Source organism: Salinicola sp. DM10 (genome assembly GCF_017306975.2).
In the GTDB taxonomy this organism is placed as follows: domain Bacteria; phylum Pseudomonadota; class Gammaproteobacteria; order Pseudomonadales; family Halomonadaceae; genus Salinicola.
This window is the reverse complement of record NZ_JAFLEN020000005.1, coordinates 168,622-184,114: the sequence shown is the minus strand read 5'-3', so window position 1 is coordinate 184,114 and position 15,493 is coordinate 168,622. Positions and strand designations below refer to the sequence as shown.

14 protein-coding genes are annotated in these 15,493 nt (G+C 66.4%); 8 read left to right on the top strand and 6 right to left on the bottom strand.

Annotated elements, in window-relative coordinates; all coding sequences use genetic code 11:
* Window positions 1-337: 337 nt before the first annotated feature.
* From J0A90_RS16190 to J0A90_RS16180, 3 genes are read left to right on the top strand one after another with little or no spacing between them, the layout of a single operon-like run.
* Window positions 338-1,027 (top strand): (2Fe-2S)-binding protein, encoded by a 690-nt coding sequence (locus J0A90_RS16190; protein ID WP_233076870.1) that lies wholly within the window; start codon window positions 338-340, stop codon window positions 1,025-1,027.
* Window positions 1,024-2,010 carry a xanthine dehydrogenase family protein subunit M gene (locus J0A90_RS16185; protein ID WP_207034407.1) on the top strand — a complete coding sequence of 329 codons (987 nt, stop codon included), beginning with the start codon at window positions 1,024-1,026 and terminating at the stop codon, window positions 2,008-2,010. The genes J0A90_RS16190 and J0A90_RS16185 overlap by 4 nt, the downstream gene beginning before the upstream one ends.
* Window positions 2,011-2,032: 22 nt before the next feature.
* Window positions 2,033-4,276, top strand: a complete 2,244-nt coding sequence (locus J0A90_RS16180; RefSeq protein ID WP_207034405.1) for a xanthine dehydrogenase family protein molybdopterin-binding subunit — start codon at window positions 2,033-2,035, stop codon at window positions 4,274-4,276.
* 130 nt (window positions 4,277-4,406) lie between these two features.
* Here J0A90_RS16180 and J0A90_RS16175 read toward each other — a convergent pair whose 3' ends face one another.
* The 4 genes from J0A90_RS16175 to J0A90_RS16160 form a co-directional block, all read right to left on the bottom strand.
* A complete protein-coding gene (locus J0A90_RS16175; RefSeq protein WP_207034402.1) occupies window positions 4,407-5,735 on the bottom strand; it encodes a TRAP transporter large permease in 1,329 nt (442 codons plus the stop codon).
* Window positions 5,729-6,205 (bottom strand): TRAP transporter small permease, encoded by a 477-nt coding sequence (locus J0A90_RS16170; RefSeq protein WP_207034399.1) that lies wholly within the window; start codon window positions 6,203-6,205, stop codon window positions 5,729-5,731. Before J0A90_RS16170 ends, J0A90_RS16175 begins: the two co-directional genes overlap by 7 nt.
* 30 nt (window positions 6,206-6,235) lie before the next feature.
* A complete protein-coding gene (locus tag J0A90_RS16165) occupies window positions 6,236-7,240 on the bottom strand; it encodes a DctP family TRAP transporter solute-binding subunit (RefSeq protein WP_207034396.1) in 1,005 nt (334 codons plus the stop codon).
* A gap of 324 nt (window positions 7,241-7,564) precedes the next feature.
* Window positions 7,565-8,350, bottom strand: coding sequence for an IclR family transcriptional regulator (locus tag J0A90_RS16160; RefSeq protein ID WP_207034394.1), 786 nt, complete (start codon window positions 8,348-8,350; stop codon window positions 7,565-7,567).
* 139 nt (window positions 8,351-8,489) lie between these two features.
* Here J0A90_RS16160 and J0A90_RS16155 point away from each other — a divergent pair, with 139 nt between their 5' ends.
* Genes J0A90_RS16155 through J0A90_RS16135 form a run of 5 tightly spaced genes read left to right on the top strand, consistent with a single transcriptional unit; the run spans window position 8,490 to window position 13,035 of the window.
* Complete coding sequence (locus J0A90_RS16155; RefSeq protein WP_207034391.1) at window positions 8,490-9,659, top strand: acetyl-CoA acetyltransferase; 1,170 nt, start codon at window positions 8,490-8,492, stop codon at window positions 9,657-9,659.
* A complete protein-coding gene (locus tag J0A90_RS16150) occupies window positions 9,656-11,272 on the top strand; it encodes an acyl-CoA synthetase (RefSeq protein ID WP_207034388.1) in 1,617 nt (538 codons plus the stop codon). The genes J0A90_RS16155 and J0A90_RS16150 overlap by 4 nt, the downstream gene beginning before the upstream one ends.
* Window positions 11,269-11,814 carry a hypothetical protein gene (locus tag J0A90_RS16145; RefSeq protein ID WP_233076869.1) on the top strand — a complete coding sequence of 182 codons (546 nt, stop codon included), beginning with the start codon at window positions 11,269-11,271 and terminating at the stop codon, window positions 11,812-11,814. The genes J0A90_RS16150 and J0A90_RS16145 overlap by 4 nt, the downstream gene beginning before the upstream one ends.
* 1 nt (window position 11,815) lies before the next feature.
* Window positions 11,816-12,235, top strand: coding sequence for a PPC domain-containing DNA-binding protein (locus tag J0A90_RS16140; protein ID WP_233076867.1), 420 nt, complete (start codon window positions 11,816-11,818; stop codon window positions 12,233-12,235).
* Entirely contained in the window at window positions 12,232-13,035 is an 804-nt protein-coding gene (locus J0A90_RS16135) for an SDR family NAD(P)-dependent oxidoreductase (protein ID WP_207034382.1), read from the top strand. Before J0A90_RS16140 ends, J0A90_RS16135 begins: the two co-directional genes overlap by 4 nt.
* Window positions 13,036-13,047: 12 nt before the next feature.
* Here J0A90_RS16135 and J0A90_RS16130 read toward each other — a convergent pair whose 3' ends face one another.
* Together J0A90_RS16130 and J0A90_RS16125 are read right to left on the bottom strand one after the other, a co-directional pair.
* Entirely contained in the window at window positions 13,048-13,527 is a 480-nt protein-coding gene (locus J0A90_RS16130; protein WP_233076865.1) for a DUF302 domain-containing protein, read from the bottom strand.
* A gap of 136 nt (window positions 13,528-13,663) precedes the next feature.
* Window positions 13,664-15,382, bottom strand: a complete 1,719-nt coding sequence (locus J0A90_RS16125) for a Na+/H+ antiporter (RefSeq protein ID WP_035472653.1) — start codon at window positions 15,380-15,382, stop codon at window positions 13,664-13,666.
* Between the last annotated feature and the right edge of the window lie 111 nt (window positions 15,383-15,493).

The following is a 15,493-nucleotide window of genomic DNA, read 5'->3' as shown; positions in this document are numbered from 1 at the left end:
CGGCAGGCCCGAGCAAAAGGCCAGATGCGTCGCGGGCCTGCGGAAGATGCCCATTTCTGCGCGAATCGCGCGAATTACGCCAATGATTTGGCATTGTTGCCGCACTTTTCCTAAGTTCAGTGAAGCACTACGCCTCCTTTACCTGCCGCTTTCCCGACGATGCGACCAACACCAGCTGTGCTGCGGTGCCTGACACGCCCGGTGCAGCCCCGTCGCCTCCGACAGCGTCAAGCCAGGCTGGCGGTGGCGGCAAGAAACGTTGGTACGACCATCCAGAACGCCACGCTGAAAAGACAAAGATGCCGGTAGCGGCACAGCCTTGATGAGGATCTCAGACATGGATGACAACGAGCGCACCGCGCCGGGCGTCGATCATTTCGACCCCCGCGGCGACACCCAGCCTCGCTCTCCCGCGCGGCGGCGGTTCCTGCAGTCTGCGGGGGCCTCCGGTCTCGCTATTGCGGCGGCACCGGCGCTGTCTCAGGTCAGCTATGCCGGGTCGCCGGACCAGCCGCAGACCCAGACCGATGCCCCGCCTGCAGAGGGCAAGCAGCGCATCACGCTGAGCGTCAACGGCCAGACGCATCGGCTCGACGTGACGCCCAACGTCATCCTGCTCGACGCCCTGCGCCACGGGCTGGGACTCACCGGCACCAAGAAGGGCTGCGATCATGGCCAGTGCGGTGCCTGCACGCTGCTGGTCAACGGTACCGCGATCAACGCCTGCCTGAGCCTGGCGGTCAGCCACGACGGCGACGAGATCACCACGGTCGAAGGGCTGGAGAAGAACGGCCAGCGCCACCCGATCCAGCAGGCCTTTCTCGAGCACGATGCCTACCAGTGTGGCTACTGCACCGCGGGTCAGATGATGAGCGCGGTGGCGATTCTCAACGACCCGGCGATCGGCACCAGCGATGCCGAGGTGCGCGAGGCGATGAGCGGCAACATCTGCCGCTGTGGCGCCTACAAGAACATCGTCGCGGCGATCCAGTCGGCGCGTGGCAAGCTTGCAGGAGATCCGGCATGAGAGCCTTCGATTATGCCCGGGCGGAGAGCCCGGCGGCCGCGATCGCGGCACACGGCAGCGATGACCAGGCGGCCTTTCTGGCCGGCGGCACCACGCTGCTCGATCTGGTCAAGCTGGACGTGATGCAGCCGCGCAAGCTGGTCGATATCAACGGCGTGGCGCTGGACCGCATCGAGCGCCTGGACGACGGCCGTCTGCGCATCGGCGCCATGGTGACCAACACCGCGCTGGCCCGCGACCAGCGTGTCGTCGCGGATTACGCCGTGCTGTCTCAGGCGCTGCTGGCGGGCGCCTCGACCCAGCTGCGCAACAAGGCCACCACCGGCGGCAACCTGATGCAGCGGGTGCGCTGCCCCTATTTCCGCGACGGCGTCTCGGCCTGCAACAAGCGCGAGCCGGGCAGCGGCTGTGCCGCCATCGGTGGCGTCAACCGCTCGGTCCATGCGGTGCTCGGTACCAGCGACAGCTGCATCGCCGCGCATCCGTCGGACATGTGCGTGGCGATGGCGGCGATCGGCGCCAAGGTGCAGGTCGAGGGCCCGGAGGGCCGGCGCGAGATCGACTTCGCCGACTTCCATCTGCTGCCTGGCGACACGCCGCAGCGCGAACATGCGCTGGCACCCGGCGAGCTGATCACCCACGTGGTGCTCGACGCGCCGCTCGCCGGCAGCCGCTCGGCTTATCTCAAGCTGCGCGACCGCCAGTCGTATCAGTTCGCGCTCGCCTCCAGCGCAGTGATCGTGACGCTCGACGGCGACACCATTGGTGAAGCGCGGGTGGCGTTGGGTGGCGTCGGCACCAAGCCGTGGCGGGTGCCGGAGGTCGAGGCGGCGCTCAAGGGCCAGCCGGCGAGCGAGCAGCGCTTTGCCGATGCCGCCAAGCGCGCTTTCGCGCATGCCACCGCCTATGCCCATAACGCCTACAAGATTCCCCTCGGCCAGCAGGCGATCGTGCGCAACCTGACCGACCTGACCACTGCCTGAGCCGCGGCGAGGAGAGATCCAGATGAGTGACGACAAGCCCAGCGACCCGCACTTCAGTAAGATCATCGGTGCCGGTGTGCCGCGTATCGACGGCCCCGACAAGCTCTCGGGGCGCGCCCACTACGCCGCCGATCAACTGCCCGCCGGTCTCACCTACGGCTACGGGGTTTTCAGCACCATCGCCAGCGGCAAGGTGACCCAACTGAGCGTTGAACGCGCGCGTCGGATGCCCGGCGTGATCGAGGTCTTCCACCACGGGCACTTCCCCAAGCTCTACCGCTCGCCGTCGAGCTTTGCCCAGGGCAACAAGGTCGAGGAGACGCGTCTGCCGTTCGAGGACGAGCGCATCTACTACGCCGGCCAGTTCGTGGCGCTGGTGGTGGCGGATACCTTCGAGAACGCCCGCGCGGCGGCGCGTGAGGTCGACGTCAGCTATGCCGAAGACGCGGCACTCGCCAATCTCGAACAGGGCGTCGCCGCCCACGGCACCCAAAGCGGCAGCGGCAATCACTCGCGCGGCGATGCCGCGGCAGCCTTCGACAGCGCTGCCCGGCACATCGACGTGACCTACCGCACCCCGGTGGAGACCCACAACCCGATGGAGATGCACGCCTCCACGGCGTGGTGGGAGCGCGACCATCTCACCATTTTCGATGCCTCCCAGGGCGTGGTGATGGCGCGTAACGCGCTCTCCAAGATTTTCGCCATCCCGCCGGAGCGGGTCACCGTGCACGCGCCCTATATCGGCTCCGGTTTCGGCAGCAAGCTGTGGACCTGGCCCCACGCCGTGGCCACCGCCGCCGCCGCGCGTGAGCTGGGGCGCCCGGTACAGCTGATGGTGCCGCGGGCGCAGATGTTCACCACCACCGGCCACCGCCCGGAGACGCGCCAGCGCCTGCGCCTGGCCACCGATGGCAGCGGCAAGCTGGTTTCGCTGCGTCACGAATCGATCAACACCACCTCGTTCACCGACCAGTACGTCGAGACCTGCGGCAGCGTGACCAAGAGTCTCTACAGCTGCCCCAATCTCACGGTCAGTCATGCAACGACCCAGGTGAATCGCGGTACGCCCACCTCGATGCGCGCTCCAGGTGCCGCGCCGGGGCTGTTCGCGCTGGAGTCGGCGGTGGATGAGATGGCCGCCGCGGCCGGCGTCGACCCGCTCGATTTTCGCCTCGACAACTACGCCGAGCGCGACGAGAGCAAAGACCTCGACTTCTCCAGCAACCATATCGTCGAGGCGACCCAGCGCGCCGCCGAGCGCTTCGGCTGGGCCGCGCGCAATCCCGAGATCGGCAGCATGCGTCAGGGTCGCGAGATCGTCGGCTACGGCATGGCGGCGTGCAACTGGGAGGCGCTCAAGCGCCCGTGCGACGCGCGGGTCTCGCTGCGTGCCGACGGGACAGCGTTTGCCTCCTGCGCCACCCAGGACATCGGCACCGGCACCTACACCATCGTTGCCCAGGCGGTGAGCGATCTCACCGGCCTGCCGCTGGAGCGGATCACTGTCGAACTGGGGGACTCCTCCTACCCGGATGGCCCGGTCTCCGGTGGCTCCTGGGCCACCGCGACCACGCTGCCGGCGATCGCCAAGGCCACGCGGGTCGCCCTGGACGAGATCAAGCGCTACGCCACCGGCGCCAATGGTGCCTTCGCCGGGGTCGCCAGCGACGAGCTCGAGGTCGCCGAGGGCGGCCTGCGCAACGCCGCTGGCAAACAGGTGAGCTTTGCCGACATCCTTGGCGCCGCGCGCTACGGCAGCGCCGACGGTGAAGCCCACACCGAGGGGGCTGATGCACAGTACTCCTACCGCTCCTTCGGCGCGCACTTCGTCGAGGTGCGCTGGGACCCGGGCATCTCGCATCTGCGCGTGGCCCGCGTGGTCAGCGCCATCGATGTCGGCCGGGTGATCAACGAAACCACTGCGCGCAATCAGGTCGAAGGCGCGATCGTCATGGGTATCGGCATGGGGCTGTTCGAGGCGACCGAGTACGATGCCCGCAATGGCCGTCCGGTCAACAACGACTATGCCGAGTACGTGGTGCCGGTCCACGCCGACCAGCCCGAGGTCGATGTCATTCTGCTCGACTACCCCGACACCCGCTTCAACGAATACGGCGCCCGCGGCATCGGCGAGATCGGCATCACCGGGCTTGCCGCCGCCGTGGCCAACGCGGTTCACCACGCCACCGGCAAGCGGATCCGCGAGCTGCCGATCACCCTCGACAAGCTGATGGATGACGTGCCCGAGGCGCGTACGGCCTGAGTCAGATCCAGAACGCATCGACGCCGGCCATAGGGCCGGCGTCTTTGTCTTGGTATTTGTCGTCGTCGGTGTCGATACGCCCGTGCGCTGGAGTCGTGCTGCCGAGCGCAGGCAGTTTGTAGACACCCTCTTAGAGTGCGATCAGCGAGATCGCCGGCACATAAGCTACGATCAGCAGCCCGATCAGTGACACGATCAGGAAGGGCACCACGCCGCGCGCGATCTGGCCCAGCGGCAGGCCGGTGATATTGGCGGCGACGAACAGGTTGATGCCCACAGGCGGGGTGATCAGGCCGATGGAGAGTGCCGTCATCAAGGCCACACCGAACCAGGTCGGGTCGAGCCCCAACTGCTGCACCACAGGCATGAAGATCGGCAGGGTGATGAACATGATGGTGATGGCATCCATGAACATCCCCGCCAGCAGCAGAATGATCAGCATCATCAGCACGATCACCCAGGGGCTCTGGCTGATGCCCAGCAGCGCATCGGAGTAGTCGCCGACCAGCCCATCGACCACCACCACCCAGCCGAACAGACTGGCGAAGGCCACCACCAGCATGACCACCGCGGAAGACCCCGCCGAGGCCGCCACGCAGGCGAACAGCGCCCGCAGGCTGAGCGTGCGATAGATGAAAAAGCCCACGAACATGGCGAAGACGGTGGCCACGATCGCCGCTTCGGTGGGGGTGAACAGACCGCCATAGATGCCACCCAGAATGACCACCGGCGTCAGCAGACCCCAGAACGCCTCGCGGAAGGCGCGCAGCAAGCGCGTGGCGTAGGGCTGGCCGCTGCCTTCGCCTACCGCGCGCAGAAAGGCGGCATCCGCGCTGGCGCTTTCGCTCGCCGAGGGCGGCGTGGCGCTCAGCCGCGCGAACGGCAGCGCGCACAGCATCAGCACCCCAAGCATCAGGCCCGGCAGGATCGCGGCCAGGAACAGATCCGAGATCGAGGTGCCGGCGAGGATGCCGTAGATCACCAGGCCGATCGAGGGCGGAATGATCAGTGACAGCGCCGCGCCGGTGCAGACCAGGCCTGCGGCAAAGGCGCGAGAGTATCCGTCGGCGACCATGCCGCGGATGATCAGCGGCCCGATCGCCGCCACCGAGGCCGGCCCCGAACCGCTCACCGCGCCCCAGAACAGGCACACCACGGTGCCGACCAACCCCATGCCACCGGGCAGCCCTCCGACCAGGGTGCGGAAGAAATTTATCATCTTCTCGGCGATACCGGTGATCCCCATGATGTTGCCGGCGAGGATGAAGAACGGAATCGCCAGCAGCGAGTACTTGGCGATGCCGGAAACGATCAGGTCGCCCACCATGTCGAGCCCGAAGCCCATGACGTACATCGCCGCCATGGCTGACAGTGCCAGGCTGAAAGCCACCGGCACACGGATCAGGACCAGCACGAAGAACAGGATGATCATCTGGGTACCGGCGGAGAGGTCTAGCATGCGACACCTCCCGGACGGCGCAGCTCGGCGATCGCCAGCTCCAGTTGGCGAATCATCAACATGACGAAGCCCAGCGGTAGGATCAGCGTGTAGTACCACTGCGGCACCTGCAGGGCGCTGGACACCACCCCGCTGGTGTACTGGTGATCGAGCAGGGTCACGGTAAAGAGCGTACACAGCACCAGCGTCACCAGCACCAGCAGGGTCGAGACCACCACCAGCACGCGCTTGAAGCGGGCGGGGGCGATATCGTAGAGCACCGTCACCGCCAGATGCTGGCCGCGCTTGGCCGCGATCGCCGCGCCGAATACCGTCAGCAGCACCATGCCGTTGATGATCAGCTCCTGGGTCGACGCCAGCGAGTAGTTGGTGAGATTGCGCACCACGACATTGACGAAGCCCAACAGCGTCATGCCGAGAAACACGCAGCCGCAGATCACTTCCTCGAAATGCTGCCAGGCCGATCGCATCAGCGTCTTGCTCCCGTGTTGATCGTCGAGTTACTGGCTGGGGGTATCGTTGACCGCTTGTTCGAACTGCGTGACCAGATCCTCGCCGACACGTGCCGCCCACTGGTCATAAACCTTGCTGGTGGCCTGCTTGAATGCCGCCAGTTGTTCAGCGTCGAGCGTAGTGATGGTCATGCCGTGCTGCTTGAGCGTCTCGACACCGCTGCGGGTCTGGTCGCGCGCCAGGCCGCGCTGATAGGCCATGGCCTCCTGCGCGGCCTTGGTCACCAGCGCCTGAGTCTTGGCGTCCCAACCGTTCCAGCGTTTCTCGCTGACCCCGATGAAAATCGGGTCGTAGGAGTAGTGCCACTCGGTCAGATACTTCTGCACTTCATAGAGCCGCTGCGGCACGATGATCGAGCCCACCGGATTCTCCTGGCCATCGACCACGCCCTGCTGTAGTGCCGAGAAAGTCTCGGTCCACTGGATCTGCTGCGGGTTGGCACCGAGGGCATCGAACACATCGATGTACATCGGACCGGCCACGCGGATCTTCATGCCACGCAGGTCTGCGGGCGAGGAGACCGGCTTGACGCTATTGGTCAGCTCGCGAAAGCCGTTCTCGCCCCAGGCGAGGATCTCGATGCCATTGTCGCGGGCGATCTCCTTCACCGCGTCCCCCGGGGCGCCCTGAATGGCGTTGTCCACCTGGGCATAGTTGGAGAACAGATAGGGCAGCGAGAACACCGCCATCTCGGGAATCAGCGGGGTGACGTTGATCGCCGAGGTGATCACGAAGTCGATATCGCCACGGCCCACCATCTCCGCCTGCTTCATCTGATCACCGCCGGAGAGTACGGCATTGGGGAAGATACGCACGCCGATATCGCCGTCGGACGCCTGCTTGAGCAGTTCGTTGAACTTCTCGGCGCCCTTCTGCCAGGAGGTAGCGTCGGAGGTGTTGTGGGTCAGGCGATAGGTCTCGGCATGCGCCGAGAGCGAGAGCAGGATGGTGCATGCGGCAACGGCCAGCGGAATCAACGTGCGCTTGATCATGGGGTTCTCGCGTTCCGTAGAATGGAATTATTTTTGCGTGTCGATGGCAGGGTGGACGAGCCGGCCGTGGTGGGGAATTGGACGATGGTTGTAAAGGTGTTTTCAGATGCCGAGAATGTTAAAAAAGCTATTGTTTTTAAAAGATAATAAATGGTTTTCATGGGCGTATTTCGAGTCGCCTTTGTAATCGCTAGATATTGGCTGTCTACCTATTGATTCCATATTATGGATTTTGGTGTGGCTATCGACAGGGGTCGGCACAGGCTGGATGTGTCGCTGCGGGTCCAGCGGATCGCTGCTCTCGGGGGGGGGTGAGGTCAGCGCTCAGCGCATGCGCTGAGCGCGATGGATCTTGGCTTCCAGCGTTCTGGCGGCCTCGATCAGGCGCGGGCCGAGCTCGCGCTGGCGCTGGGGCTGCAGGCGACTCTCGATCGCCGCCACCGAGAGCGCGCCGAGCACACGCCCGTGGCGGTCGCGCACGGCGGCGCCGATGCCCCAGGAGCCCGCAACCACCGAGCCACGATTGATGCCGTAGCCCAGGGCGCGGCACTCGGCGATACGCGGCAGGTGATCCGCGCGCTGGTCGTTGGGGAAGTGTGCCGCGCACTCCTCGGCATTGGCGGCCAGACACTGCTCCACCTCGTCGTCGCTCATCGCGGCCAGCATCGCGATGCCGGCACCACCCACGCCCAGCGGCAGGCGCGTGCCGGGCTGCAGTACGTGGGTCTTGATCGGGTAGCTGCCATCTTCCCGGATGAGGCAGAGCGAGTGCCACTCGCTGCGCAGGCAGAAAAAGGCGCTATCGCCGGTGTCGGCGGCAATGCGCGCGACCGGCGTCGCCGCGATCTCCCTCAGGCCATAGCGCTGGTTGGCGATCACCCCCAGGGCGTAACACTCCGGCCCCAGGAAATAACCCTCTTCATCGCTCTTCTCGACCATGCCCTCTGCCATGAGCGCCTGTAGCAATCGGTGAACCGTGGGCTTGGAGAGTCCCGTGCGCTGGGTGATGTAGGCCAGCGACACGCCGCTGCCCAGCTCTCCGGCAATGGCACGCAGGACCTGCAGGGTGCGATAGGTGGACTGCGCACCCTGGATATGGCCTGAGTTCATGGTTGGCTCCTATCGTTCCATAATGTGGCCTAATTATTTGGTATATAACGGCCATCTTTCGGTTGAATGCCCTCTAATCAGCGAATAGCGTAATTTATATCGCCATTTGTTGTTCCATTTTATGGAACGTGGAGAAAGCATGTCAACGCAAGCCACGATTGTCGGCTGGGCTCATCTGCCGTTCGGCAAGCGCCCCGAGGCCGATACCGAAGCCATGATGGCGCAGGTTACCCCCCAGGCCCTGGCGCACGCCGGGATCACCCCGGAGGCCGTCGATGCCATCTTCGTAGGCGTCATGAACAATGGCTTCTCGCCGCAGGATTTTCAGGCTGCGCTGGTCGGCATGGGCGAGCCGGCACTGGCCTCGACCCCGGCCACGCGGCTGGAGAACGCCTGCGCCACCGGTTCCGCGGCGATTCATGCGGGCATGGACTTTATCGAGTCCGGCCGTGGCAGGATCGCGCTGGTGATCGGTGCGGAAAAGATGACGGCGCTGCCCTCGGCCGCGGTAGGCGAGATCCTGCTGGGGGCCAGCTACCGCCGTGAGGAGCAGGCCCCGGGGGGCTTTCCCGGCGTTTTCGCGCGCATCGCCAGCGACTACTTCGCACGCTACGGCGACCGCCGCGAGGAGATGGCCATGATCGCGGCCAAGAATCACGCCAACGGCGTCGCCAATCCGCTGGCCCATGTGCGCCGCGATCTCGGCTTCGAACGTTGCAACCGGGCCGATGAGGGCAATCCGCTGGTGGCCGATCCGCTACGGCGTACCGACTGCTCGATGATCTCCGATGGCGCCGCCGCGCTGGTGCTGGCGGATCCACAGACCGCGCAGGCGCTGCACCGGGCGATCGGCTTTCGCGCTCGGGTGCAGGCCAACGACGTGTTGGCGCTGAGTCGTCGCGATTCGACCGCCTTCGAGGGGGCGGCGCGGGCCTGGCGGGGGGCGCTGGATCAGGCCGGACTCGGCCTGAATGATCTCGATCTGGTCGAGACCCACGACTGCTTCACCATCGCCGAGCTGATCGAGTACGAGGCCATGGGGCTGACGCCGCGGGGCGAAGGGTATCGTGCGATCCGCGAGGGCTGGACCCACAAGGATGGGCGCCTGCCGGTCAATCCTTCCGGTGGGCTCAAGGCCAAGGGGCATCCGGTAGGGGCGACCGGCGTGTCGATGCACGTGCTGGCTTGCATGCAACTGATGCACGAGGCCGCTGACATGCAGATTCCCGGGGCCGGCCTCGCCGGCGTGTTCAACATGGGCGGCGCCGCGGTGGCCAACTACGTCAGCATCCTGGAGCGCGTGCGATGAGCGATACCCGGCAGCATCCCTTGGGCGGTCTCGCGCCGGTGAGCCGGCGGGTGATGAATCTGGCGCACTTTCTCACCCAGGCGGCGCGGCGCTACCCCGAGGCACCGGCGCTGGTGATGGGTGACAGGACGCTCTCCTGGCGGGCGCTGGATCAACGCGTCAGCGCCTTGGCGCTGGGGCTGCGGGCACACGGGCTGGAAAAGGGTGATCGCCTGCTGGTGCAGAGCCGCAACGGCTTCGAGATGATCGAGACGCAGCTCGCCGCTTTTCGGCTGGGGGCGATCTGGGCGCCGGCCAACTTCCGTATCGCGCCGGAAGAGGCGGCCTGGCTCGCCGAACTGACCCAGGCGAAGATGCTGGTGGTGGGGCCAGAGTTCGAGCCCCATCGGCAGGCCATGGCGGCAGCCGACCCGGCGCTGCGTCTGACCCTCCGTCTCGGCGAGGCGCCAGAGGGCGGCGACCTCGACTACGAGGCCTTGGTGGCGGCGCATCTGGGGCAGACCTGCGCCAACATCGACGTCGAGCACGACGACCCGTGCTGGTTCTTCTTCACCTCCGGCACCACCGGCAAGTCCAAGGCGGCGGTGCTCACCCACGGCCAGATGGGCTTCATCGTCACCAACCACCTGTGCGATCTGATGCCGGGCACCGATCAGGCGAGTGACGCCAGCCTGGTGGTGGCGCCGCTCTCCCACGGCTCGGGGATCCACTATCTGACCCAGCTGGCGCGGGGCGTGAAGACCGTACTGCCGAGCGCGCCGGGGTTCGACGCCGAGGAGATCTTCGCGCTGATCGATGCCCATCGCATCACCAACCTGTTCACCGTGCCCACCATCGTCAAGCTGCTGGTGGAGGACCCCGCGGCCGAGCGTTACTCGGCGGCTTCACTGCGCTACGTGATCTACGCTGGTGCGCCGATGTACCGCGCCGATCAGCAGCGTGCGCTGGCGCGCCTGGGGCCGGTGCTGGTGCAGTACTACGGGCTGGGCGAAGTAACCGGCAATATCACCGTGCTGCCACCGCAGCTGCACAGCGCCGATGACGCCTGCTTCAAGGTGGGCACCTGTGGCTATGACCGTACCGCGATGCAGGTCTCTATCCAGGACGAGACCGGCCGTGAACTGCCGCCGCATGAGAGCGGCGAGATCTGTGTCTGCGGCCTCGGCGTTTTCGCCGGCTACTATGCCAACCCGGAGGCCAACGCCAAGTCGTTCCGCAACGGCTGGTTCCGGACCGGGGACCTGGGCCATCTCGACGACGAAGGCTTTCTCTACATCACCGGGCGGGCGTCGGACATGTACATCTCCGGCGGCTCCAATATCTACCCGCGCGAGATCGAGGAGAAAATGCTCACCCATCCGGATATCCGCGAGGTCGCAGTGGTGGGCATGCCGGACCCGCGCTGGGGCGAGATCGGCGTGGCGGCGGTGGTCCCTCGGGAGGGGGCCGAGCTCGATCTCGCGGCGCTCGAAGGCTGGGTCAAGGCGCACGTGGCGAGTTACAAGGTGCCGCGGCGCTATCACCTGTTCGACAGCCTGCCCAAGTCCAGTTACGGCAAGATCACCAAGCAGCTCGTGCGGCAGGCGTTAGAGCGCCGGGAGGCAACCCCATGACCCAGTCGCGTCACGCCGGCTATCACCGCCCGCGCATGCTGCGCCATGTCGGGCGTTTCAGCCCGGTGCGCATTCACAGCATGCATCACCAGAGCGGTCGCCACATACGGCTGCTGCTGACGCCGGGGCTGTCGCTCTACGACGCCTTGGTGCGGCCGCTGGCGGATATCGGCGTGACCAGCGCCTCGACCACCATCCTCGGCGGCCAGTTCGCGCGCCTCGAGTACTGTGTGGCACCCCCTGATCCCAGCGGCCATGCGGTCATCGCCTACTCCCCGCCGATCGACGCGGGAGCGGCCTATCTGGTGTTCGGCAACGCCACCCTGGGCAAAGACATGCAGGGCAAGGCCCTGGTGCACTGTCATGCGTCGGTGCGCGTCGCGAGCGGCGAGGTCAAGGGTGGGCACATCGTGCCGCAGGCCTCGATCGTCGGCGCACAGCCGATTCCGGTGCTGGTGACCGCGCTGGAGGGCTTCGAGCTGCGCCAGGCCCTCGACGACGAGACCAATATCCCTCTGTTGAAGCCCTTCAAGGAGTCCTGAGATGGCCAACGCAGATACGACACGGGTTGCGACCACCGAGACCGGCCGCATGGGGCGGGTCGCCTACGCACGCATCGCGCCCAACGAGGATTTGGTACAGGGAGTGGAGAAGCTCTGCCTCGCCGAGGGGTTCCGCCACGCCTTCGTGCGCGGAGGCCTTGGGAGTCTGATAGATGCCAGCCTCGGACTACGCGACGGTGGTTACCAGCAGGTCTCCGGGCCCGCCGTTGAGGTGGTGAGTATTGCCGGTGAGGTCCGCTCGGGACCGGACGGCGCGCCGGTAGCAGCGCTGGCAGGGATCGTCGCCGACACGCAGGGCAATGTCTACGGTGGCCCCTTTCTGGCGGGCTGGAACCCGGTCTGCGTGACCTTCGAGGTGACGCTGGAAGAGTGGTTACCGGATGCGGAGACAGCGGCATGAGCCAAGAGCGTAAGATGAACTCGACGAGTGCCGTAAACTCTCCAGCGCAGGCCGCGACCGGCGGGGCGGCAGTGATCACCGGTGGCGCATCGGGCATCGGCCTGGCGATCGCGTCGCTGCTCAAGGCGCGCGGGTGGGATGTCTGCCTGCTGGATCGCTCGGCCGAGGGGCTGGCCAGGGCGTGCGCCGAACTCAACCTGCCCGACCACGCCGTCTGCGCCTGCGACGTGGCCGACGAAGACGCGGTATCGGCGGCGGTCGACGCCCTGGCCGCGCATTATCGGCTTACCGCGCTGGTCAACAGTGCCGGGATCGGCATCGACAAGGCCACCATCGACACCGAGGTGGCGGAGTTTCGCCGTATCCTCGAGGTCAACGTGGTCGGCTCCTTCGTGGTTTCGCGGACGCTGGCGCGCTACTGGCTCGAGCGCGGGTTGCCGGGGTGTGTGGTCAATATCTCGTCGATCTCCGGCAGCTGCGGCAACAAGGGGCGCAGCGCCTACGGCGCCTCCAAGGCGGGGCAGGATGCGCTGACGCGGGTCATGGCCTGCGAGCTGGGCGCTCAGGGGATCCGGGTCAATGCGGTGGCGCCCGGGCCGATCGATACGCCGCTGGCGCGCGCCATTCATACTGACGAGGTGCGCGCGCAGTGGCACGAGCGGGTGTCGCTCCGGCGCTACGGCCAGCCCGCTGAGGTCGCCAGCGTGGTCGCCTTCCTGCTCTCCGACGAAGCCTCCTACGTGACCGGCCAGGTTCTCGCGGTGGACGGTGGCTTCAGCAGCGCCGGGCTGCGTGCCTGACGCCCGCTGCCATCACGACTTGGTCGCCTCGACCAGCGCCTGCATTTCGCGGCTGAGCGGGGCGACCGCGGGGCAGTCGCCGACGCCGTGGCGGGTGGCGATCCACTGCGGGTCGTCGTAGCCGAGCCAGGTCTGGCCGTCGCTGTCCTGCCAGATCAGCGCCTTCATCGGCAGGTCAATGCCGGCGGTGGCTGCGCACTGCATCAGGGGCGTCGAGGTCTTGGGGTTGCCGAACACGATCACTTCGTTGGGCAGCATGGCCATGTCGCGGGACATTGCGCCCTGGCGATGATCGATGCGCGCGAAGATGGTCATGCCGCTGGTGCGCACGTTGTCGGCGAAGCGGCCGGCCACCTGGTGCACGCTGCCCTCGACCGGGGTGGCGACCAAGCCCGGCACCGTCGCGGCTGCCTGCGTCTCCTGGGCGCTGGCGGCGGTGACGGTGGCAAGGCTCGCGAGCGCCAGGCTCGCGGCGGTGATCCAGCGTGACATCGGTCGTCTCATCCCTCTCTCCTGTCGGTATCGAACACTCTGCCTTCACGCGCGTGAACGACAGTTGGCCATGGTGGTAGTCGATCTGGGGCCGGCCGCCCAGGCGTGCAAGGCGGGTGCGGTCCCATGTCGCGGTTCAGTGAGCCGGCTGGCCCTGGTCGCTGGTCAGCGCGGCCTCGGCGAGGTCGACCTCGCGCACCAGCTTTCTGAGCACATTGTCGTTGATTCGGTGGCGCTGGCGAAGCTTGTAGTACTCACGGCGCTCGGCACGCAGCGCTTCCAGCCGCGTTTCGCGCTCAAGCTCACGGCTGGTGGCGAGCTGCGGGGTGGCGGTCTCGGTGGAGTGCAGCGCCATGCGCTCGCGATAGTAGGCCATCAGCTGTGAGCTGATGTCGTTGAAGGCGATGATCGTTTCGTCGTTGGTCTGGGCTCGCGCGAATTCGCCGGTACGGTCGTGGTGGAAGCGTTCGATACGGTAGATCGCCGCCTCGGCGCCGGCAATGCGCGCGCGGCGCTCCTCGTCGAACTCGCGAGTATCGCGGGGCAGCTTCAGATTGCGCAGCACCAGTGGCAGGCCGATGCTGCCGGTGATCAGGGTGAACAGGATCACCCCAGTGGCGAGGAAAATCAGCAGCTCACGGTTGGGGAAGGGGGTGCCGTTCTCCATCAGGTGCGGCAGCGACAGCGCTGCGGCCAGCGTGATGGTGCCGCGGATACCCGCCAGAGTCGCCGCCAGCATCAGGCGCAGGGACAGGCGGCCATTGCCGTCCGGCGTCGGCAGCCGCGGGCGGCCATGGATCAGGCCGCGCAGCCGGGTCAGCGCCAGCCCGACCTCGCTGGCCAGCCAGATCCACAGGAAGCGCGACAGCAGCAGCGCCAGCGAGATGATCGCCACGTAGCCGAGCAGGCGCAGGAACTCGTAGTCGCCGATGTCGTGCAGCGAGTGGTCGAGGGCGCCATTGATGATCGCCGGCAGCTGGAAGCCGAGCAGCAGGAACACCAGGGCGTTGAGCACGAACTCCAGCATCTCCCACACGCTCTGGGTCTGCATGCGCGCATTCAGCTGGCCGACCCGCTTGAGGTCGGCGCGGTTCATCACCATGCCGGCGGCCACCGCGGAGAGAATGCCGGAGAGCCCCAGGTGCTCGGCGAGCAGATAGGCGGCGAACGGCAGCAGCAGCACCAGCAGGATCACCTGGACCGTGGTCGCCTCGCCCAAGTGGCGTTCGATCAGGCGGGTGCGCAGCAGGTTGAAGCCCATGGCCAGCAGTGCCCCCACCACCAGCCCACCCACCGCGATGATGAAGAAGCTGAAGGTCGCATCGACCAGCGAGAAGGTGCCGGTGAGCGCGGCGGCGACGGCGAACTTGAACGCCACCAGGCCGGAGGCATCGTTCATCAGCGATTCGCCCTCGAGCACGCGCATCAGTCGTGGCGGCACCGGTAGCCGACCGGAGATCGATGACACCGCCACTGCGTCGGTGGGCGAGAGGATCGCCGCTAGGGCGAAGCTCACCGCCAGCGGCAGCGCCGGGAACAGCAGGTGGATGAAGTAGCCCACGCCGACCACGGTGAACAGCACCAGCCCCAGCGCCAGGGCCAGAATGGGCCCGCGCAGGCTCATGAACTCACGCTGTGGGAAGCGTCGGGCATCGGCGAACAGCAATGGGGCGATGAACAGCAGCAGGAAGATCTCCGGCTCCAGCTCGACATGTAGACCGGCCGCCGGCCAGGCCAGCAGGGCGCCCAGGATGATCTGCACCAGCGGCGTCGGCAGCGCTGGCACGAAGCGTGCGATGACACCGGTGGCCGAAGCCACCAGCAGCAGAATCAGGACCAGGATCAGCGTATTCATGGTGGTCGTGGATCTTCCTTGCCGGGTGGGTCGGGTGGCGCGAGCGGCCAAGCTTAACCGAAGTCAAAGCGCGGGGAAGGCCGGCGGAGACATTTACGCTCATCTCCGGGC